Annotated in this window: 17 protein-coding genes; 9 read left to right on the top strand and 8 right to left on the bottom strand. The window is 66.3% G+C overall.

The features are described from left to right. Positions 1-11: 11 nt before the first annotated feature. A complete protein-coding gene (locus CG471_RS20475) occupies positions 12-1,265 on the bottom strand; it encodes an ATP-binding protein (protein WP_099233406.1) in 1,254 nt (417 codons plus the stop codon). Positions 1,266-1,364: 99 nt separating this feature from the next. On the opposite strand from CG471_RS20475, the gene CG471_RS20470 reads away from it, so the two are divergent. From CG471_RS20470 to CG471_RS20450, 5 genes are all read left to right on the top strand, one after another. Continuing rightward, the gene (locus CG471_RS20470; RefSeq protein WP_048938756.1) at positions 1,365-1,805 is read left to right on the top strand and encodes a hypothetical protein; all 441 of its coding nucleotides are present in this window, start codon (positions 1,365-1,367) and stop codon (positions 1,803-1,805) included. Between the two features lie 97 nt (positions 1,806-1,902). Continuing rightward, positions 1,903-3,081: a glycosyltransferase gene (locus CG471_RS20465; RefSeq protein ID WP_099233396.1), complete on the top strand. Its 1,179-nt coding sequence runs from the start codon at positions 1,903-1,905 to the stop codon at positions 3,079-3,081. A 65-nt stretch (positions 3,082-3,146) separates the two neighbouring features. Beyond that, positions 3,147-3,431, top strand: a complete 285-nt coding sequence (locus tag CG471_RS20460; RefSeq protein ID WP_099233394.1) for an HPr-rel-A system PqqD family peptide chaperone — start codon at positions 3,147-3,149, stop codon at positions 3,429-3,431. Further along, entirely contained in the window at positions 3,428-4,291 is an 864-nt protein-coding gene (locus tag CG471_RS20455) for an HprK-related kinase A (RefSeq protein ID WP_099233392.1), read from the top strand. Before CG471_RS20460 ends, CG471_RS20455 begins: the two co-directional genes overlap by 4 nt. Beyond that, on the top strand, positions 4,288-5,277 hold the full coding sequence (locus CG471_RS20450; protein ID WP_099233390.1) for a nucleotidyltransferase family protein: 990 nt from the start codon (positions 4,288-4,290) through the stop codon (positions 5,275-5,277). Before CG471_RS20455 ends, CG471_RS20450 begins: the two co-directional genes overlap by 4 nt. A 1-nt stretch (position 5,278) precedes the next feature. Here the strand turns inward: CG471_RS20450 and CG471_RS20445 are convergent, their stop codons facing one another. After that, positions 5,279-5,872 (bottom strand): TetR/AcrR family transcriptional regulator, encoded by a 594-nt coding sequence (locus tag CG471_RS20445; protein ID WP_099233388.1) that lies wholly within the window; start codon positions 5,870-5,872, stop codon positions 5,279-5,281. Between the two features lie 72 nt (positions 5,873-5,944). On the opposite strand from CG471_RS20445, the gene bdcA reads away from it, so the two are divergent. The 3 genes from bdcA (at position 5,945) to CG471_RS20430 (ending at position 9,089) form a co-directional block, all read left to right on the top strand. Next, positions 5,945-6,658 carry an SDR family oxidoreductase gene (gene bdcA, locus CG471_RS20440; RefSeq protein WP_099233386.1) on the top strand — a complete coding sequence of 238 codons (714 nt, stop codon included), beginning with the start codon at positions 5,945-5,947 and terminating at the stop codon, positions 6,656-6,658. 172 nt (positions 6,659-6,830) lie between these two features. Continuing rightward, positions 6,831-8,021 (top strand): chromate efflux transporter, encoded by a 1,191-nt coding sequence (gene chrA / locus CG471_RS20435; protein ID WP_099233404.1) that lies wholly within the window; start codon positions 6,831-6,833, stop codon positions 8,019-8,021. 87 nt (positions 8,022-8,108) lie between these two features. Next, the gene (locus tag CG471_RS20430; RefSeq protein WP_099233384.1) at positions 8,109-9,089 is read left to right on the top strand and encodes a phosphatase PAP2 family protein; all 981 of its coding nucleotides are present in this window, start codon (positions 8,109-8,111) and stop codon (positions 9,087-9,089) included. Positions 9,090-9,091: 2 nt separating this feature from the next. Here the strand turns inward: CG471_RS20430 and CG471_RS20425 are convergent, their stop codons facing one another. The 5 genes from CG471_RS20425 to CG471_RS20405 form a co-directional block, all read right to left on the bottom strand. Continuing rightward, positions 9,092-10,471, bottom strand: a complete 1,380-nt coding sequence (locus CG471_RS20425) for an amidohydrolase (RefSeq protein WP_099233382.1) — start codon at positions 10,469-10,471, stop codon at positions 9,092-9,094. Positions 10,472-10,566: 95 nt separating this feature from the next. Continuing rightward, on the bottom strand, positions 10,567-11,574 hold the full coding sequence (locus CG471_RS20420) for a DUF2279 domain-containing protein (protein ID WP_099233380.1): 1,008 nt from the start codon (positions 11,572-11,574) through the stop codon (positions 10,567-10,569). Positions 11,575-11,802: 228 nt separating this feature from the next. After that, positions 11,803-13,317, bottom strand: a complete 1,515-nt coding sequence (locus CG471_RS20415) for a S10 family peptidase (RefSeq protein WP_099233378.1) — start codon at positions 13,315-13,317, stop codon at positions 11,803-11,805. A 66-nt stretch (positions 13,318-13,383) separates the two neighbouring features. Continuing rightward, positions 13,384-14,661 carry an MFS transporter gene (locus tag CG471_RS20410; protein ID WP_099233402.1) on the bottom strand — a complete coding sequence of 426 codons (1,278 nt, stop codon included), beginning with the start codon at positions 14,659-14,661 and terminating at the stop codon, positions 13,384-13,386. Between the two features lie 64 nt (positions 14,662-14,725). Continuing rightward, entirely contained in the window at positions 14,726-16,123 is a 1,398-nt protein-coding gene (locus CG471_RS20405) for a short-chain fatty acyl-CoA regulator family protein (RefSeq protein ID WP_099233376.1), read from the bottom strand. 147 nt (positions 16,124-16,270) lie between these two features. Between CG471_RS20405 and CG471_RS20400 the strand changes: the two genes are divergently transcribed. Continuing rightward, positions 16,271-17,863 (top strand): isocitrate lyase, encoded by a 1,593-nt coding sequence (locus CG471_RS20400; RefSeq protein WP_099233374.1) that lies wholly within the window; start codon positions 16,271-16,273, stop codon positions 17,861-17,863. Between the two features lie 481 nt (positions 17,864-18,344). On the opposite strand, the gene CG471_RS20395 is transcribed toward CG471_RS20400, so the two are convergent. Next, a complete protein-coding gene (locus tag CG471_RS20395; protein ID WP_099233372.1) occupies positions 18,345-20,153 on the bottom strand; it encodes a DUF885 family protein in 1,809 nt (602 codons plus the stop codon). Positions 20,154-20,573: the final 420 nt, after the last annotated feature.

The raw sequence follows: 20,573 nt of genomic DNA, 5'->3' as shown, positions 1-20,573 counted from the left end.
GTGAAATTTTCTTACGCCTTGGCCTTGATCGCGGCGTCGTCGGTCGGGGCGCCGGGCAGCAAGATGCTGACATTGGTGCCTTTTCCAAGGACGCTGGAAATATCCAGCCGGCCACGATGCCGTTCGACAATATGTTTGACGATGGCCAGGCCCAGGCCAGTGCCGCCCATCGCCCGGCTGCGCCCCGAATCGACGCGATAGAATCGCTCGGTCAGGCGAGGGAGGTGATCGGGGCCGATGCCTTCGCCTTCGTCCGCCACCGACAGGCGCACCATGCCGCTGGGCCCTTCCCCCAGGGTGACATGGATCGGCGTGCCGGGGCGGCCATATTTGACCGAATTGCCGACGAGGTTGTGGATGAGCTGCGACAATTGGGCGCGGTCGCCCTGGATCGCGGGCAGGCCGGGGGTGATCTCCATCTCCACCTCGCGGCCGCGATCGCCATTGCTGGTGCGGAACACGCCGACCACTTCGGCGGTCAGTTCCGACAGGTCGACGGCGGCTTCGGGCAGGCGATATTTCTCCGCCTCGATCCGGCTCAGCGAGATGAGATCGTCGATCAGCCGCTGCATCCGGCGCGCTTCGCCGTCCATGATCTTGAGGAAGCGCTTGCGGGTTTCGACATCCTTGCCCAGTTCCGGGTCGGCCAGCGTCTCGATGAAGCCCAATATGCCGGCCAGCGGGGTGCGCAGTTCATGGCTGGCATTGGCGACGAAATCGACGCGCATCCGCTCGGCCGCATAGGTGCCGCTATGGTCGACCAGATGGACGAGCCGGCGCATGTCGCCGACTGCGCCCACCGACGCGATGCGCATCTGCCAGCGCTGTTCGCGCGTGCCCAGGCCCACCAGTTCGATCATCACCGGTTCGGCCAGTGGGGCAACGCTGGCCAGCCGTTCGGCGGCGGCGGGGTGGCGGATCGCGATGCGCGCATCCTCCCCCTCGATATGGCTGCCGAGCAGGCGCTTGGCGGCCTGGTTGGCATGGACGATCCGGCCCCGCTCGACCAGCATCAGCGGATCGGAAATGGCTTCCAGCAGGCCGGGAAATTCGGGGTGGGCGAACAGGTCGGGCGCATCGAGCGCGATCGTCGGCACGTCGCGGCCGACCGGCACGCCTTCGGCCGTGATGACCAGCACGATCAGGCCGGCGAGCACCGGCAGGGCGATGGTGAGCGGCGATCCGCCGAGAATCAGGGCACCGCCCGTGCCCAGCAAAAGCACGGCCAGCGAGGCCGTAATCTGAGAAATTGTCAGTCGATTCATGGTTACCGCGCTGGATTCTTCGCGCATTTGCTGCGATGGCTGTGATCAATAGCGCCCAATATTTACGCTTTGGCAAGCGCGATAGCGGAACATTGTGACATGAGCGAGCCCATCCCCGGACCGGAAAGCGTGGAGCCTGAAAAGGCGGCAACGGACGTATCTGCACCCGATCTGGCTGTTGCGTCGCGGCGCCAGTTGCTGATGGGCGGCGCGGTCGCGGCATCGGCGATCGTGTCGATCCGCCCGGCGCTGGCGAATACTGCCGCCTCGGTCCTCAACTGCACCATTCCGGTGCCCGATCCGTCGCGGTCGGGCAATTATATCGCGCCCAATGGCCAGATGGTGCCGGCGGGGACGCCGGGCGCCTATCCGGCGAGCGGGCGCACCTATACCGGCGAACAGGTCAAGCAGGCGCTGCGCGGTCGGCCGCTGCCCGGCACCAGCTATGAGCAGAACCAGGCCTATCTGAACTATATCCGCCGCCTCCAGTCGGGACAGAGCGGCTTCACCTGTTTCGCATCGCTGCAAATGCCACGCTAAGCCCCAAAGCCGCGTCGAACTGAAAGAACCGATTACGGGTCGCCCGCGTTGACGGCGTCGAAGCATCGACATTTCCGTCGAGCGCAAGGGCGACACCATGTTCCATGCACGCCAGGTGGCGGCACATTCTCCATTCGCGGTCGTCTATCTCTATCGCCCCGGTGACGGGGGGCTTGACCGGGTCGCGATCCAGCTTGCCAATCATCTCCACCGGCGCGGCCTGCGGGTCGAACTGTGGCTGGCGCATCTTGACGGGCCGCTGGCCGGGATGATCGACCCGGCGCTGACGGTTCGCCGTGTCTGTGCGCCACGCTGGGCCCGGCGATTGTCGATGATCGCGCAATTCCTGCCGCTGGCCGCGATGGTGCGGCGCCATCGGCCCGATGTCGTCTATTCGGCTGGTAACCAGAGCAATATGCTGGTCGCCGCCGCGACGCTGGGCACGCAGACCCGCGCGGTCGGCCGCATTTCCAACCCGATTGTCCGGCCGGGGCAGCAGGGCCTGTCCGCCTGGGCGCGCAAGACGCGGTTTCGCGCGATTGCCAGGGCCTGCAGCATGACCATCGTCATGGGCGAGACCGACCGGCAATTGCTGGCCGAGGAAGGGCCGTTGGGCGGTCGCGACGTGCGGCTGATGCCGCGCCCCACCGTCACCCGGCTGATGGAACAGGCCTGCAACGATCGCGGCACAGCCTGTTGCCCGCAGCGCCCGGCCCAATTGCTGATGGTCGGGCGGCTGGCGCCGCAGAAGGATCAGGCGACCGCGCTGGCCGCGCTGGCGCAATTGCGGAATCGCGACTGGCGGCTGCGCATCGTCGGGCAGGGACCGCTGCGCGCGCAGTTGGAGACGCAATGCGCGCGGCTGGGCCTGTCGGACCGGGTCGAGTTTCTGGGCTTCGTTGATTGTCCGCACCGCATGGCCAGCCTGTTTGCCGAAGCGGACCTGCTGTTGCAGCCGTCCTGCTGGGAAGGGCTGGCCGGCACGATGATCGAGGCGCTGGGCTGTGGCGCGGGCGTGGTGGCGACCGATTGCACCCGCAATATCCATCCGCTGCTGGCCGCCGCCGGCCAGCATCCGCCGGTGCCGGTCGGCCATGTCGATGGCTTTGCCCGTGCGATCGAATGGGCGCTGGCCCATCCCGCGCCGCCCGAGCAGCTGGCGCAGGCGGTGCGCGAACATGGGCTGGACCGGGCGCTCGACACCTATATGCGCGCGCTGATGACGGTCGGCGCGCGGGAGCTTCCGGTCGGCGTTGCGCTGCAGGCCTTTCCCTGATGCGTTAGGCACTTGGCTACCCTTTTGGCTTTAGGGCAAGAGGGAGCCATGGAGGTGTCGGACGCGTGGTCAGGGAAGAACTATATCGTCGAGAAGGGGCGGAGGCGATCATCGTCCGGCCGCTGGATGATATCGTCCTGCTCTATCATCGCCCGTCGGGCCAGACCCATATGGTGATCAGCCCGGTGCCCGAGATATTGGAGGCCATGGCCGACGGCCTGCCGGCGAGCGCGACGATGCTGCGCGATCGGCTGGCCCTGCTCTATGATCTGGGCGAGGGCGATGTGGTGGGCGAGATCGGCCAGCATCTCGCCTATCTCGACCGGATCGGGCTGGTGCGGCCGGCATGAGGCACAGCCTGACCCTGCGCATCGGCCCGGCGACCTTCCGCATCGGTTCGGCCTGGGCGCAGCCGATCGACCAGTTGAAGCGCCTCTATGCCGATTATCCCGACGTCGGTGGCGCGATCGCCGATTTCACCGTGCGGTTGCAGCCGACCAGCGCTGTCCGGCGCTGGGTGCGACCGTCCATCTTCATCACCGGCGATCATGGCCTGGCCGACGCGGCGCCGATGAGCCTGGCCCATGGGCTGCTGGCAGCGGAAATGGGGATGAACCTGCAGATGGCGCTGGGCTGGCGCCGGCATCTGCTGCTCCACGCGTCGAGCGTCGAGAAGGATGGGCGGGTGCTGGTGATGACCGGCGAGTCCGGGTCGGGCAAGTCGACGCTGGCGGCGCAACTGGGTGAACGTGGCTGGCGTCTGATGGGGGACGAGTTTGCGCTGCTGGATCTCGACAGCGGGGCGATATTGCCCTTTCCCCGGCTGGTGTCGCTCAAGAACAAGGCGATCGACGTGATCGCGGGCGAGGTGCCGGCGGCGCGCATGGGGCCGCTGCTGGGCGCGACGGCCAAGGGCGATATCCGCCATATGGTGCCGCGCGCCGACGCGGTGGCGCGGATGGGCGAGGGCGGGATGCCGGCGCTGCTGCTGTTCCCCCGCTTCGGCTCCGGGCCGGCGGAGCGGCCGGTGGGGCAGGGCGAGGTGTTCATGCGCCTGACTCAGGCATCGACCAATTATGTGGCGCTCGGCGAACCGGCGTTCGCCGCGCTGACGCGCTTCGTGGCGCAGGTGCCGGCGCGGGCGATCGACTTCCCGTCGGGGGATGCGGCGATCGCCCTGGTCGATCGGCTGTGGAGCGAGATCGCATGAGCGCGGCGCTGCTGGTCGGGGCCTTGCGCGATCCGGCGACGACGGCGGGGCTGGATGCGGCCGGCTGGAACAGCCTGATCGCGATGGCGCGGGCGGAACGGCTGATCGGCACGCTCGCCTTCCGGCTGGAGGGACGGGCCGTGCTCGATGCGGTACGGCCGATCCTGGCGGATGCACGGGAGGATGCGGCGCGGGAGGCGCGCCAGGCGATCTGGGAAGCAGACCGGGCGCGGGCGGCGCTGGCACCGATCGGCTTGCCGGTGATCCTGCTCAAGGGCACGGCCTATGCGGCGGCGGGCCTGCCGGCGGGGCGGGGGCGCTTCATCGGTGACCTCGACATATTGGTGCCGCGCGACCGGATCGATGCGGCGGCCGATGCGCTGATCGCGGCCGGCTGGGAATGGGTCAAGGAAGACCCCTATGACGACGCCTATTATCGGCAGTGGATGCATGAGCTGCCGCCGATGATCCACGCCGAGCGCGACCGGATGATCGACGTGCATCATACCGTGCTGCCGCTGACCGCGCGGCCCACGCCGGATGCGGCCGCGATGATGGCGGATGCGGTTTCGATAGCCGATGGATTATATATGCTGTCGGCAGAGGATCGTGTCTGTCATGCGGTCGCCCATCTGCTGGCGGACGGCGATTTGCAGGGCGGCCTGCGCAACCTGTGGGACATTCACTGCCTGCTGGCCGATATTGATCCCCAAGCGTTAGAAGCGCGGGCGGCCCGGCATGGGATATTTCCCCATGTGCGGCAGGCGCAGCGGCTGGCCGCGGCGATCTATGGCGCGGGCGGGCGGCTGACCCTGTGGGACCGGCTGGTGCGGGCGCGGTTGCTGGCGCGCAACGGCTGGGGGCAGGAGACGCGCAAAGCGCTGGTCTTCGCTTTCTTCGTGCGGTCTCACTGGCTGCGCATGCCGCCGCTGATGCTGGCGCGCCATCTGCTGACCAAATGGCGCAAGGGGCATCGGCCGCAATAGGTCAGGCGGTGGATAACGAGGCTTCCAGCGCGAGGCCGGCCATGTCGGCGATGGCGAGCAGCCGCTCGATCGGCTTGCCGTCACGGGCATCGGACGACAGGCCGGACATGACCGTCACCATATAATCGGCGACCGGCAGCGCCTGCTCGGGATGGTCGGGGGTCAGATAGTCCCGGACCCGGTCGACGCTCCTGTCCTTCCAGCATCGCGCCTGTGCGGCGGCGGTGGCGTCGGCGCCGCGCGCGGCCTCCAGCACCATGCAGCCCGGTGCGGCGGGGTCGGCGGCATAGATGCGCGCGGCGGTGCGCAGAAGCTGCGTCAATGCAGTGGCCGGCGGCGTGCCGGGCACGAGGATATCGTCCACCGGCAGGGCATCGCGGGCATAGCGCGCCAGCACCCGGTCGAACAGGGCCGCCTTGTCACCGAAAGCGGCATAGAGGCTGGGCGGATTGATCCCCATCGCCTGCGCCAGCGCGGCGACGCCGACACCATCATAGCCATGTTGATGAAACAGCGCCTGCGCCGCAGAAAGGGCGGCGTCCTCATCGAAGGAACGCGGGCGGCCCCGGCTCTTGGCTTTTTCTTTAATGGTCATTACAAAAATCCTTGACGGGCGCGATCGGCAATTTATATAGCGATCATTACAAATTTAGCAAGGAATTGTCCCATGACCGATTTCACTGCCAAGAAAGTCCTCGTCCTCGGCGGCAGCCGGGGTATCGGTGCCGCGATCGTGCGGCGTTTTGCCGGTGACGGCGCCGATGTCGCCTTCACCTATGCCGGGTCGCAGGATGCCGCCACCGCGCTTGCCGCCGATGTCGGCGCGCGTGCCATCCGCTCCGACGCGGCCGATCGCCAGGCGGTGATCGATGTGGTGGCGGGCGAGGGCGCGCTCGACATACTGGTCGTCAATGCCGGCACGCTGGTGCTGGGCGACCCGCTGACGCTGGACGCCGATGCGGTCGACCGGATGATCGATATCAATGTCCGTGCGCCCTATCATGCGGCGGTCGAGGCGGCGCGGCAGATGAACGATGGCGGACGAATCATCGTTATCGGTTCGGTCAATGGCGACCGCATGCCGTTCGAGGGTGGCGCGGCCTATGCGCTGACCAAGTCGGCGCTGCAGGGCATGGCCCGTGGCCTGGCCCGTGACTTTGGTGCGCGCGGCATCACCGTCAACATCATCCAGCCCGGCCCGACCAATACCGACATGAACCCGGCCGATGGCCCGATGAGCGCCACCATGCACGGCTTCATGGCGATCAAGCGCCATGCCACGGGCGAGGAAATTGCCGGGTTGGCCGCCTATCTGGCGGGGCCGGAAGCCGGCATCATCACCGGCGCGATGCACACGATCGACGGCGGCTTCGGCGCTTGATCGTCCGTTCGGGAGGGGCGGCTGAAAGGCCGCTCCATCCTGTTGCGCCGCCTCTTTTCTTCGCGGCGCGCGATGCTATGATAAGCGCCAACGGGCCGTGCGGGCGCCCGTTCAGGCGATGATCGTCCAAGTTCCGCTCCATGCGCCGCGCCTGCGGCAGGAGCCGATGACGATGACGACACTGGATGATGGTCCGCCGCCGATCCGCCTGTTCCCGCTATTCCTCAAATTCCTGCGCTTTGGCTGCCTGGCCTTTGGCGGGCCGGTCGCGCAGATCGCCATGCTGCGCCAGACCCTGGTCGAGGAAGAGCGCTGGCTGTCCGGGCCGCGCTTCAACCGCTTGCTCGCGGTGATGCAGATATTGCCGGGCCCCGAAGCCCATGAACTATGCGTCCATATGGGCATGATGGCGGGCGGGCGGATCGGCGGGCTGCTGGCGGGGCTGGGCTTCATGCTGCCCGGTCTGATGCTGATGCTGGTCGCCGCCTGGCTCTATCGCGACTGGATCGCCGGCGCGGGCTGGGCGCTGCCGGTGCTGTTCGGCATCCAGCTGGTGGTGCTGGCGATCATCGCGCGCGCGGTGCAGCGGATCGGCGGCCATGTGCTGGAGGATCGGCTGCTTTGGGCGCTGGCGATCGGTGCCTTTGCCGCGACTTTGCTCGGCACGCCTTTCTGGATTCCGCTGCTGGCGGCGGGGCTGGTCCATGCCTTTCGCGCGCGGCCCATATTGATCGGTGCAGTGCTGGTCGGGGCGGTCATGCTGGCGTTGCTGCTGCACAAAGGAACAGTGGCGGTTGCGCCGATCCCGATGGCGGCTGGTGCCGCACGGCCCGACATGTTGCTGTTGTTCATCGCCGGGCTGAAGGGCGGACTGCTCACCTTTGGCGGCGCTTATACCGCCATTCCCTATGTGCGCGGCGATACGGTCGGGCGCGGCTGGCTGTCGGACGGGCTGTTCCTCGACGGGGTGGCGCTGGCCGGGATATTGCCCGCGCCGCTGGTAATCTTCGCGACCTTTGCCGGCTATATGGCCGGGGGGCTGGGCGGCGCGCTGGCGATCACGGCGGGAATGTTCCTGCCCGCCCTCGCCCTTTTCCTGATCTTCTATGAGCGGCTGGAAGCGCTGGTCGAAAATCCGGCGCTCCACCATCTGCTGGCCGGGGTCGCGGCGGCGGTGGTCGGGGTGATCGCGGCGACCCTGGTGCAACTGGGTTGGGCGGCGGCGATGCGGGCGGACCGGCTCTGGGCGGCGGGCCTGATCCTGCTGGTCGGCGCGCTCTGCGCCTGGCGGATCAAGGGGCGGTGGAGCATGCCGGCGATCATCGCGCTGGGCGGTGGCTCGGGGTGGTTGTTGCAGCCCTGACAGGGGCGCCATGCAACGGTTCATCGCAGCTTAAGCACGGGAGGCGGAAGGGCGGCCTTTCCGCCTTTCTTCCCGGACATATGCGTGATGCCGTCGATCGAAACCTCCTGGCCCCTGGCTGAGCCTGTTGCCGCGCAGAAGGCGCGTCCGGTGCCGATTGTCACGCCACCATTGGCGATCCGGCGGCATTTCCTGACGGCGCTGGGTGTGAGCATGCTGCTGCTCGCCCTGCTGCTGGACATGGCGGACCTGCGCATCGATTTCTGGCAGGTGAGCAGCATCGCCTATGGCGCGGCGGCGGCGCTGTTGCTGGCGCTGCGCTTCGGCCTGCCGCGCAGCGGCTGGCGCCATGCCGGGACGGTGGCGCCATTTGCCACCTATGTCGGCCTGTTCACGCTGATCTCCGTCATGGGCGCGGCGGCCAGCTATCCCGTCGCGGCGCTGACTCATGGCTATGCCGACATCGCGTTGCAGCGGATCGACGAAGCGCTGGGGTTCGACTGGCTCTATTGGTATCGGCTGACGGCATCGCACCGGACACTCCAATTTCTGGAAACGGCCGCCTATCGCAGCATCTATGTGACGCCGGCGCTGCTGCTATGGTGCATGGCGCGGGCGGGAGAGCAGGAACGGGCCTGGCGGTTCATCGCCACCTTCTGGCTGGCGGCGGTCATCACCCTGATCCTGTTCAGCCTGATGCCGGCGGTTGGGCCATTCTCCTATCTGTGGCACGAACCGATCCGCTACATGCCCGAAAGCGAGCTGTGGCAGCAGGGGCTGATCCCGGCGCTGCGGACGCATGCGGTCCATGCCATCGACCTGGGGCAGTTGCGCGGCATCGTGTCGGCGCCCAGCTTCCATACCGCGGCGGCGGTTCTGTATATTGCGGCGGGCTGGCGGATCGCGGCGCTGCGCTGGCCGATCGTGGCGCTCAACGCGGCGATGCTGCTGTCCACGCCGGTCGAGGGCACCCATTATCTGGTCGACATGATCCTGGGGCTGGGCGTGGCGCTGACCGCGCTGGCGCTGATGGAGATCCATCGGCGCCGCTGCGCGGCCAGCGTATAAGCTCAATCCTTCTTCAGGATATCCATGGCGAGGACGGTCATCGCCTCGCTGGCGGTGGCGATCACCTTGTCGGCCTCCGGCGCCCAGAACGGGCTGTGCAGCGAGGGCAGGGTGATCTGGCCGGCCTGCGCCGCCGCCATCTTGTCCGCCGGCACGCCGCCGACCCAGAAGATGAAGCTGTTGATCGACTTGTCGGCGCGGTAGAAGCGGCCGAAATCCTCGCCGCCCATCACCGCCGGGGTCTTGACCACGCGGCCCTCGGCGAAATGCCCCTTGAGCAGTGCGCCCATCTGTTCGGCAAATTCGGGCGGGTTGTAGGTGGACGGGGTGAACTCGTCCTTGACGCTGACGACCGGCATCTTGTCGTCGGGCACGCCCGCCGCAATCGCCTCGCCACGGGCGATCCGCTCGATCCCCTTGATCAGCTTGGCGCGGGTCTCGTCCGAATAGCTGCGCACGGTCAGCAGCAGCAGCGCCTGGTCGGGGATGATGTTGTGCTTGGCGCCGGCCTGGAAGCTGCCGACGGTGACGACGGCGGGATCCTGCGGATCCTGTTCGCGGCTGACCAGGGTCTGCAGCGAGGTGACGATGCGCGAACCCAGCACGATCGGGTCGCGGGTCGTCTGCGGATAGGCGCCATGGCCGCCCAGCCCCTTCACCACGATATCGACGCTGTCGACATTGGCGAGGGCATAGCCCGGCGTATAGCCGACGACGCCGGCCTGGAGATTGGCGGCGTCATGGAAGGCGATGGCATGGGTCGGGCGAGGGAAGCGGGTGTAGAGCCCGTCCTCCAGCATGTCGCGGGCGCCCTTGCCCACTTCCTCGGCCGGCTGGAGGATCATCACTAGTGTGCCCTTCCACTTGTCCTTCTGGCTGGACAGCAGCTTGGCGGTCTCGATGAAGGCGGTCATGTGGGTGTCATGGCCGCAGGCGTGCATCACGCCGGTCTCGACCCCCTCGGGCGTCTTGGTGCGGACCTTGGACGCGAAGTCGAGGCCGGTCTGCTCGACCACCGGCAGGCCGTCCATGTCGGCGCGGATGAGGAGGACGGGCCCCGATCCATTCTTCATCACCGCGACGACGCCGGTGCCGCCGACCTTCTCGGTCACGTCGAACTTCATCGCTTTCAGGCGCTTGGCCAGCTTGGCGGCGGTGTTCACCTCCTGCAGCGAGAGTTCGGGATTGGCGTGCAGGTCGCGATAGAGGGTCATCAGCCCCTCCATGTCCCTGGCGATCAGGCCGGGCAGTTCGCTCTGCGGCGTGGGGGTGGGCTGGACCATGGCCGGCTGAGCCGGCGGCGGAGCGGCTGCCGGGGTCTGGGCGACGGCGATGGACGAAAAGCTGACAGCGGCCAGAAAGGCCGTGAGCGCGTGGCGCATATGATTGAATCTCCCTTGCTGGGCAGGAGCATAAGGGGATTTTACGGGCGTTAAAGGGGGATTGTTACGGTGCTGGCCGGCGCGCGCGGCAAGGCTCAGTAATAATCATAGAGGCCCGTATAGGGGAGCTGGAAATAGTTGAGGCCGCTGCCGATCATGCGGCTGACGCGCGAACGGCTGTTGCGGAAGAAGAGTTGCTTGATGTTGAGCGCGACGCCGAAGAAGATGTCGCGTTTAGGGGGGATGCCGGCGGCGCGGTCGGCGAGGGTGAAATCCTTGCCGCGATAGCCGACCTGCAATTCGACGAGCCGCAAAGGGGTGGCCTCCAATTTCCTGAACCCGGCCAGTTCAAGCGACAGCAGGAAATGCTGCTGTTCATAATGGCGCTTCCCCTTGAAGCTGTAGACGTTGGAATTGGGCACCATCATCAGCCGGAAATCCAGTTTCTCCTCCAGCCCCGGCACGGTGTGCCGCAGCACGGAAAAGGCGGCGCCGGCCGTGTTGAAGACAATGTCCTGGTAGGAGAAGCCGCTGTCGGTCTTATGGCCGTCCCATAATTCGCCGTAGAATTGCAGCGCGGTCGACAGCAGAGCGGCCGGCAAGGCGGCGGCAGCCCGGTCATCAGTCTTGCGGGCGATGCGCGCGCCGAGAAATTCGGCGAAGAGATAGGCATTGAAGGCGTGTGTCAGCTTGTCGATGCCAAGATTGTTGGTGTTCTTGCCGAACCATCCTTCATCCTTGAAATGAAAGGATGTCGTGTCGTCGGTCCAATAGGCCTGGGTGGCGGTGATATAGGCGAAGAGCCCCAATGTTTCCCATTTGGCCGCTGCCATCCGGCTGCCGAGCGACCGGTAACGGTCGGGATCGATTGCAGCCGGGCTATCTGTATCGACGGTAATGGATGGACCGACACCGTCCGGCAGTTCGGTTTCCCGCTGCTTTTCCGGCGTGAGGCTGGCGAGATCGAAGGAGATGGCCTCGTTCACGGTCAGGGCGGCAGGCGAAGCCGTTTTGCCTGCACCATGTGCAAGCGGGGAGAGGTCGGCGCTTTCCTGGGCGCGGACTTGCGACGGTGCGACGGCTGCGAGGAGCACCGCCAGCATCGAAGCGCGTAACGATCGCCCGCTTGGGCCTGCATGGTCCGATTGTTGCGCCAACGCCCCTTGCCCCCGTGAAAAGACAAAGCGACCCCTGTTCTGGAAGGCATATTATCGGACGGGCGGCAGCGGATATATTCGTGTGAAATGCCTATAGGCGGGCAGGAAGCGTGCTGGATGGCCTCGAAGGCGAAGACAGCGCCCGCCCGGTTGATTTCCGGGCGGGCGGCATCATCATCGCTGCGAGATGAACGCCCGGATATCCGCGCTCAGCTTGCGCAGGTCGTCGGGGCGGACATACATCATGTGGCCGGCATCATAATAATGATACTGGATCCGCGCGGGATCGAAGCCGGTGCGGCTCATCGCATATTCCGCGCCGAAGAAGGGCGTGGCGAAATCATACCAGCCCTGGCCGACGAACACCTTGAGCCCGCTATTCTCGCGCAAAGCCTTGCTGAGATAGGGGGCGACGCTGGCGTAAACTTCGCTGTCGCGGCCGCGCTGGCCCTGCAGCTTCCAGTCCCAGCCGCTGACCCCGCCGATCGTCACATAGCTGCGGTCGGTCTTGTACTTCAGCTCGTCGCGGGCATAGCTGTTCATCGCCGCGGTATAGGCGCCGTCGATCGCGTAGAAGCTGGGGTCATTGTCCGGCTCCTCGCCGGCCGCATCATAATCCTTGCCGGTGTAGCGGGTGTCGAGGCGGCCGATGCTGACGCCGCGATCGCGCAGCAATTCCTTGTAGAAACGGCCGGGCGAGATGCGCAACTCGGCATGGTCGACAAACTGCTCCGACAGGCCGGTGAGGCGGGCTAGTTCGGCACGGACGCTGGCGCGTTCCTCGGCGGGCAGGGCATTGCCCTTGAGCAGCGCGGCGGCATAGGGGCCGATCGCAAAGGCGCGGGCCTGCTGGGCGGCTTCGGCGACGGTGGCGGGCGGATTGCCCATCTTCTTGTGATACCAGGCGGTCGTCGCCATCGACGGGAGGTTGAGGATATAGGGCATTTCATTGCCCTGCACCTCGGCCGATGCGCCGAAGTCGAGGATCGACGAGATCAGGATGATGCCGTTGACCGCGACGTCATTATAGCTGCCCTCCAGCTCGTTGATCAGCGCGACCGAACGGGTGGTGCCATAGCTTTCGCCGCCGATATATTTGGGCGAGGACCAGCGGCCATTCTCGTTGAGCCACAGGCGGATATAGTCGGCGATCGACTTGGCGTCGGCCGACACCCCCCAATAATCCTTGGGATCCTTCTTGCCGATGGCGTGGGAAAAGCCGGTGCCGACCGGATCGATGAAGACAAGGTCGGTGACGTCGAGCAGCGATTCCGCATTGTCGACCAGCGGATAGGGCGGCGCGCCGTCATCCTGCGCATCGGGCAGCACCACGCGCTTGGGGCCGAAGGCGCCCATGTGGAGCCAGAGCGAGCCCGAGCCGGGGCCGCCATTATAGAGGAAGGTGATCGGGCGCTTCTTGTCGCCGCCATCCTTGACATAGGAGGTGGCATAGATGGCCGCGAGCGGCTTGCCGTCCTTGTCCTTCAGATAGGTTTCGCCGGTGGTCGCGGTGTAGCTGATCGCCTTGCCGCCGAACACGCCCTTATGATGGGTGACCGAGACATTGGGGGCGGGCACGCCAGCTTCGGCGGCCGGTGCCTCATCCTTCTTCTTGTCCCCGTCCTGGGCCTGCACGGCCATGGGCATGATGGCCAGCGCGAGCGCGGCCAGCGAAATCGTCAAACGCATTAAGGATGCTCCCCTTTCTTTTGTGGCGCATGCGCTAGCGGAGAGAGAGCCATGCGGGAAGGGGGCTCAGCAGGGCTGTTGTCGCTTTGGCGCGCTTTCGGGCAGGCGCCAGAGGACCGGCAGCACGCCCAGCGCCACGATCGCGATCAGCCATCCGGGCGCCGACGCCCATCCGCTCGCCTGCGTCACCTGATGCGACAAATAGGGGGTAAGGCCGCCGAACAGCGCCGTCGCACCGGTGGCGCCAAAGGCGAGGCCACTCAGCCGTCCTTCGCCGGGAAACTGCTCGGCCGTGGTCACGGCGCCGACCGCGCTCACCGCTCCGCCCAGCGCCGCCAGCAGGATTGCGCCCAGCAGGGCGCCGCCCAATGCGCTGCCCTGCGCCATCAGGGCAAAGAGCAGGGCCGGCAGCGTGACGCCGGCCAGCGCCAGCGCGACCAGCACCGGCCGCCGCCCGATCCGGTCGGACAGGGCACCGACCAGCGGCGTCACCAGGATCACCACCAGCGCCGCCAGCGTCGAGAGCGTCAGCGCATCGGCCTCGCCCATGCGGCCGGTCCCGATCAGGAAGCTCGGCACATAGACGATGCCGACATAATAGGTGATCGACCCCAGCGCCGAAATGGCAAAGCCGCGGCCGATCGCCGGCCGATAGGCGCGCAGGCTGAGGCGCAGCGGCTGAACCGGGATGCTGCCACGGGCGCGCTGCGCCAGGAAATCGGGCGATTCCTCGATCCGCGACCGCGCCAGCAGGATAAGGGCAGCGAGACCCGCGCCCACCAAAAAAGGAATGCGCCAGCCCCAGTCGGCCAGCGCCGCCTCGTCCAGCAGCGCTACGGTCAGGGCGGACAGCGCCACCGCCAGCAGTCCGCCGACCTCGCTCGCCGCCGATGCCAGGGATGTGATGAGGCCCCGCCGGCCGGGCGGCGCCCCTTCCAGCAGATAGGCAACGACGCCGGTATATTCGCCCCCGACCGAGAAGGCCATGACACAGCGCAGCGCCAGCAGCAGCCAGCCGGCCATCGCCCCGGCCTGCGCCTGGGTCGGCAACAGCGCTGTCGCCAGCATCGCCGCGCTCATCAGCGCCATCGACAGCAACATGGTCGGCCGCCGGCCATGGCGATCGCCGATATGGCCAAAGACGATCGCGCCCAGCGGCCGCATCAGATAGGCGATCGCAAAGCCCGCCAGCACATGCCCCACGCCCGCCGCGCCGCCGCCATAGAAGATGCGCGACAACAAGGTGGCGAGATAGAGATAGAGGGTGAAGTCATACCATTCGACGATGGTCGACAGCCCGGCAATCGCCAGCGATCGCTTCGAGAGGCCGGGTGGCTGTTGCATCGAATTGGGCAATCTCACCCCCTTGTTGCAGCGCGATTATTTCCGTGGGCTGGTGCGCCACTCTCTAACGATCGGCAAAGCCGAACGGCGCGCGCGTCCGCCGATAATCGTCGGGCAGCATGTCGCGGCCGATCGGCGGGGCGGACCGGGCCATGCACTGGCTGCGGTGGCACAGGCGACAGGTGACGCCGATCGGCGTCGGCGCGGGCGGCGGCGCATCCTGGCTATAGACCAGCCGATGGGCATGGTCGGCGGCGCAGCACAGTGCGATCGCCCGCTCCACCTTGGCTGCGCCCCAGCTGCCGCCGCCGGCGGTGACGGTGCGCGCGATCGAGAAGAAACGCTGGCCGTCGGGCAGTTCCAGCCATTGCGTCACCACCTCGCGCGGCGTTTCGAACACGCGATGCACCGACCAGAGCGGGCAGGAACCGCCATGGCGGGCAAAGGGAAAGCCGGCCCCATCCAGCCGCTTGGAGACATTGCCGGCCTGGTCGACCCGCAGGAAGAAGAAGGGGACGCGCTCCTGTCCCGGCTTCTGCAAGGTGGTGAGGCGATGCGCCGCCTGCTCGAAGCTGACGCCGAACTGCCGGGCCAGCGCCTCGACATCATAGCGTTTGGCCTCCACCGCCTTGGCGAAGGCGGTATAGGGCATCAGTATCGCTGCCGCGCCATAGCCGGCCAATGCCCGCCGGGCGAGCCGCCGCCCGCTCTCGCTGGCGAACTGTCCGTCCTTGAGCAGCGCGTCGAAGCCCTTGCGCATCTCCAGATAGGCGATCTGGAGCGCGAGTTGAAAGGCCGAGCTGGCGCCGTCCAGCGCATCGTCCAGCAGCACCGCGTCGCGATGCCGGTCCAGCCGTCGCATCGATCCCGCCATCACGTCCGACGGCAATCGCCGTACCCGCAAATTGTGCCGCGCCTTCAGCCAGCCGGCCAGGCCACCCTCGGCCTCCGCTTCCGCCGCCAGCTTCTCGGCCGCATCGTCGAGCAGCGGGAAGCTGTTGCGCCGCGCGGCTATGAAGCGCCGCGCCTCGGCCACCGGATCGGCGCCATCCTCCTGCGGCTCCGCCTCCGCCCCCCGGTCCGCCAGCGCCAGATGTTCCTCGCGATAGCTGGTGTAGAGCCGCAGCAAAGCTTCTGTAATGCCGGGATAATTGACCGCGACATCGCCGGTCGCCAGTTGCGGCAGGTCGATATCGGCGAACATCGGGTCTTTCAGCACCGCCTGTAGTCGCGCCGTCTGTTCCGCGCCGCCGTCGCCCGCTACCTCGGCCATGTCGAGCTTGTAGGTGCGGGCGAGGCGCAGCAGCATGTCGGCGGTCAATGGCCGCTGATTGCGTTCCAGCAGCGCGACATAGGAGGCGCTGATCTCCAGATCATTGGCCATATCGGCTTGGGTCAGGCCCAGCTCGCGCCGCAGCCGTCGCAATCGCGGCCCCATATAGACGGGACGATCCTTGGCCATGACACCGACTCCTGTACGCTCTTTACAACTTTACAGCAGATTTTTGTAAAGATCGACAACTGGACTTTGGCAGGGGTGCCGCACCCCGTTTCCTGTGTCTACTTCGCTGTCATTCTTTCTTGCAGCTCACCCCGAGGGAATGACGACATGACCTATCAAAGTGAAATCGCGAAGGCCGACACGCTGATCGGCGGCCAGGGCCATTGGGACGGTATTGCGCCCGAATCCGTCGCCCGCATGCGCCTGCAGAATCGGTTCCAGAGCGGCCTCGACATCGCCCGCTACACCGCGAAGATCATGCGTGCCGACATGGCCGCCTATGATGCCGATCCGGCCAACTACACCCAGTCGCTGGGCTGCTGGCACGGCTTCATCGGTCAGCAGAAGATGATCAGCATCAAGAAGCATTTCGGCACCACCAAGGGCCGCTACCTCTATCTTTCGGGCTGGATGGTCGCGGCGCTGCGCAGCGAGTTCGGCCCGCTGCCCGACCAGTCGATGCATGAAAAGACCAGCGTCCCCGCGCTGATCGAGGAACTCTACACCTTCCTGCGCCAGGCCGACGCCCGCGAGCTGGGCGGCCTGTTCCGCGATCTCGACAAGGCCCGCGCGGAAGGGGACGAGGTCCGCGCCGCCAAGCTGCAGCAGCAAATCGACAATTACGAAACCCATATCGTCCCGATCGTCGCCGACATCGATGCCGGCTTCGGCAATGCCGAGGCGACCTATCTGCTCGCCAAGAAGTTCATCGAGGCCGGCGCCTGCTGCATCCAGATCGAGAACCAGGTCTCGGACGAAAAACAGTGCGGCCATCAGGACGGCAAGGTCACGGTCCCGCATGAGGACTTCCTCGCGAAGATCCGGGCGGTCCGCTACGCCTTCCTGGAATTCGGGATCGACGACGGCGTGATCGTCGCGCGCACGGACTCGCTGGGCGCGGGCCTCACCAAGCAGATCGCCTTCACCCGTGAAGCGGGCGACATTGGCGACCTCTATAATGGCTTCCTTGATTGCGATCCGGTCGATGCCGGTGCGATCGGCCATGGCGATGTCCTCATCAGCCGCGACGGGCAATTGCTGAAGCCCAAGCGCCTGCCGTCGAACCTGTACCAGTTCCGCGCCGGCACCGGCGAGGATCGCTGCGTCCTCGACTGCATCACCGCGCTCCAGAACGGCGCCGACCTGCTGTGGATCGAAACCGAAAAGCCGCATATCGGCCAGATCGGTGGCATGGTCAGCCGCATCCGCGAGGTGATCCCCAATGCCAAGCTGGTCTATAACAACTCGCCCAGCTTCAACTGGACGCTGAACTTCCGCCAGCAGGTGTTCGACGCCTGGGAAGCTGCGGGCAAGGATGTCAGTGCCTATGACCGGGCGAGGCTGATGAGCGCGGACTATGACGCCACCGACCTCGGCATCGAGGCGGATGAACGCATCCGCACCTTCCAGAAGGATGCGGCACGCGAGGCGGGCATCTTCCACCACCTCATCACCCTGCCGACCTATCACACCGCGGCGCTCAGCACCGACAATCTCGCCAGGGAATATTTCGGCGAGGCCGGCATGCTGGGCTACGTGAAGGGCGTGCAGCGGCAGGAAATCCGCCAGGGCATCGCCTGCGTGAAGCACCAGAATATGGCCGGCTCCGACATTGGCGACGACCATAAGGAATATTTCGCCGGCGAAGCCGCGCTCAAGGCCGGCGGCGCCCACAACACGATGAATCAGTTTGCGGCGTAAAGGCCGCAGGGGGAACCAGTTCGCGGCCTAAACCCTATCCCGTCATCCCCGCGAAGGCGGGGATCCATCTCCCGACCTCGCGTCAGGAACCAGCGTTGGGAGATGGGTTCCCGCTTTCGCGGGAATGACGAGTTGGAGTTGACCGCAGGCGCCCCATCTTCCCGGCGATATCCCGATGCTTGTCGGGAAGATGGGTTCCGCAAGCGTAACAAGCATGGAAGATTAGGGTTTCGCGGCCGGGGCCGTGAAGACAGCCAGTTCGCGGGGAATTCGACACTCCCTTCGCGATTTGGGTGGAAGGACCCTCGACGGCCCGGTGGCGCACCACCGGGCCGTTTTTTTCATTTCGCTCACCCTACTCCGTTCGTCCTGAGTAGCCCCTGAGCGAAGTCGAAGGGGCGTATCGAAGGATGCGATGCTTCGATACGGGACTTCGACAAGCTCAGTCCCTACTCAGCACGAACGGCTCATGGGCTGACGCTCAGACGATCCCCGCCCGCTGGCGCACTGCCTGCTTCAAGATGTCGAGCGGCATCGCGCCCAGCGTCAGCACCTCATGGAACTGCTTGAGGTCGAACTTGTCGCCCTGCGCCGTCTTCACCTCATCGCGCAGCTGCGTCCACACCGTATGGCCGATCTTGTAGCTGCACGCCTGGCCCGGCCAGACGGTGTAGCGGTCGATCTCGCCCTGGCTACGGCCGCGCGCGATGCCGGTGGTGGCGATGAGATAATCGGTCGCCTTTTCGCGGCTCCAGCGCTTGGCGTGCATGCCGCTGTCGACCACCAGCCGGGTGGCGCGGAACAGCAGCGACTGGAGATAGCCGACCTGGCCCAGCGGATCGCCCTTGTACATGCCCATCTCGTCGGCGAGCTGTTCGGAATAGAGCGCCCAGCCTTCGGAATAGCCGCTGTAGAAGCCGCGCCGGCGGATCATCGGGATCGAATCCGATTCCAGCGCCACCGTCACCTGCAGATGATGGCCCGGCACCGCTTCATGATGGGTCAGCGTGGCGAGGCCGAATTTCGGCCGGTCGAACGTGTCGCGCAGGTTGATGAAATAGATGGCCGGCCGCGACCCATCGAGCGAGGCATTCTGATAATAGCCGCCCGGTGCGCCCGCCTGGATCGTCACCGGCACGCGGCGCACCTCGACCGGCGCCTTGGGCACGGTGTTGAACGCCTCGCCCAGCCGCGCCTGCATCGCCTTGATCTGGCTGTTGAGCTGCGCCAGCAGCGCCTCGCGGCCCGGATCGGTATTGGGGTAGAGCTGGTCGGGGCGCTTGTTGAGCGCGACGAGGCGGTCGCCGACTGTGCCCTGGCTCATCCCTTCGCCCTTCAGGATCGCGTCGATCCGGCTGGAGATGCTGGCGACCTGGTCCAGACCCATCTGATGGATCTCGTCGCCGGTCAGCCGGGTCGTGGTCGCGGCTTCGGCGGCGGCCGCGTAAAAGGCCTCGCCATCGGGCAGGCGCCAGCAGCCGGCGTCATGCACCGCCTTCGCGCGCAGCTGCTGCACCAGCGCACGCTGGCGATCGACCGCGGGGAAGACCTTCTCCGTGACGATCTTTTCCGCCTGCGCCGCGCGTTCGGGCGACAGGCCGGCGGCGGCCAGCTTCTTGGCAAAGCTCGCCACCAGCACCGTCTGTGCGGCGGGCTGGTCGCGCAGCGCCGCCTGCATCTTCATGGTGGTGTCGAGGATATAGTCGGGCGCGAACACGCCCTTGGCCGCATCCGCCTTCTGCCGCTCCAGCTCGCCGTCCATGCTGACGGGGAAGGCCTCCAGTCGCGCCAGATAGGCATCGGCATCGGCCGCGTCCTTCACCCGGTGCTGGCTGTCGAGGAAATCGGGCGTCTCGCGATAGGAGCCGGTCAGCTGGCTGAGGATATAGGGCGCATAGCGGCCCGCCGTCTCGCCATAGGCGAAACGCTCGCCACCGACCGCGCGGTCGAGCTGATAGGCGACGACATCATAGTCGAGCTGGCTGGCCGGGCTGAGCGCCGCACGGTCGAGGCCGGCAAGCTGCTTCGCCTGCGCCTTGCTGCGGGCCAGATCGCGGGCCGCGCCGGCGGCGCTGGTGTCGCTGAGCTTGCCGCGCAGCGCTGCGCGGGGGCCGGTGTCGAGGCCGAGGCGGGTCGCCTGTTCCGGGCTGTCGTCCAGCCGCTCATAGAAGAAGCCGTCCAGCATGGCGCGCAGGCGGGCATCCTGCGATCCCGGCTGCGCAAAGGCGCGCGGGGCGGATGCGGCCAGCGCCGTGGCGCCGCTGGTGGTGAGGAATTGGCGTCGGTTCACGAAATGCTCCCTGTTCTGGCCCTGGCACGAACGGTCGCCCGCCAGCCGGGGTCGCCTTAGTGCCGCGCCTGCAAGTGCTTGGCTAGAGCGGTTTTCGAACTGGTTGAGTCAAGGAAACCGATCTAATTATTTGTTTTGCAGCGATTTCTTAATCAGCAATCGATGCCGATCGCTTGGAAATCGCTCTAGGGGCGAGGGGGAAATGACGCGACAGTTGAAAGTTCACACCGTCATGCGTCGTGATTTCGGGGCGATTTTGACGACAACGCGCCTGTGGCGCGCCGGTGAAGCGACACTGAAGCGACATTGGGGTCACACCGAAGCGACAGCGACGCGACAGTCAGGCGACAGCCGGGCGACATTTACCGACCGATCGGCCCCCTGTGCGGGTAGAGGGGGGTGGGCGGATCGGTCGGTAAA

Source organism: Sphingobium sp. IP1 (assembly GCF_002708645.1).
Classification (GTDB): domain Bacteria; phylum Pseudomonadota; class Alphaproteobacteria; order Sphingomonadales; family Sphingomonadaceae; genus Sphingobium; species Sphingobium yanoikuyae.
Note: the sequence above shows the minus strand (reverse complement) of the source record. Positions and strands in the feature narration are given on the sequence as shown.

Coding starts and splice junctions, on each gene's coding strand:
- CG471_RS20475 (WP_099233406.1), bottom strand. CDS start 1,265: ATGAATCGACTGACAATTTCTCAGATTACGGCCTCGCTGGCCGTGCTT.
- CG471_RS20470 (WP_048938756.1), top strand. CDS start 1,365: ATGAGCGAGCCCATCCCCGGACCGGAAAGCGTGGAGCCTGAAAAGGCG.
- CG471_RS20465 (WP_099233396.1), top strand. CDS start 1,903: ATGTTCCATGCACGCCAGGTGGCGGCACATTCTCCATTCGCGGTCGTC.
- CG471_RS20455 (WP_099233392.1), top strand. CDS start 3,428: ATGAGGCACAGCCTGACCCTGCGCATCGGCCCGGCGACCTTCCGCATC.
- CG471_RS20450 (WP_099233390.1), top strand. CDS start 4,288: ATGAGCGCGGCGCTGCTGGTCGGGGCCTTGCGCGATCCGGCGACGACG.
- CG471_RS20445 (WP_099233388.1), bottom strand. CDS start 5,872: ATGACCATTAAAGAAAAAGCCAAGAGCCGGGGCCGCCCGCGTTCCTTC.
- bdcA (WP_099233386.1), top strand. CDS start 5,945: ATGACCGATTTCACTGCCAAGAAAGTCCTCGTCCTCGGCGGCAGCCGG.
- chrA (WP_099233404.1), top strand. CDS start 6,831: ATGACGACACTGGATGATGGTCCGCCGCCGATCCGCCTGTTCCCGCTA.
- CG471_RS20430 (WP_099233384.1), top strand. CDS start 8,109: ATGCCGTCGATCGAAACCTCCTGGCCCCTGGCTGAGCCTGTTGCCGCG.
- CG471_RS20425 (WP_099233382.1), bottom strand. CDS start 10,471: ATGCGCCACGCGCTCACGGCCTTTCTGGCCGCTGTCAGCTTTTCGTCC.
- CG471_RS20420 (WP_099233380.1), bottom strand. CDS start 11,574: ATGCTGGCGGTGCTCCTCGCAGCCGTCGCACCGTCGCAAGTCCGCGCC.
- CG471_RS20415 (WP_099233378.1), bottom strand. CDS start 13,317: ATGCGTTTGACGATTTCGCTGGCCGCGCTCGCGCTGGCCATCATGCCC.
- CG471_RS20410 (WP_099233402.1), bottom strand. CDS start 14,661: ATGCAACAGCCACCCGGCCTCTCGAAGCGATCGCTGGCGATTGCCGGG.
- CG471_RS20405 (WP_099233376.1), bottom strand. CDS start 16,123: ATGGCCAAGGATCGTCCCGTCTATATGGGGCCGCGATTGCGACGGCTG.
- CG471_RS20400 (WP_099233374.1), top strand. CDS start 16,271: ATGACCTATCAAAGTGAAATCGCGAAGGCCGACACGCTGATCGGCGGC.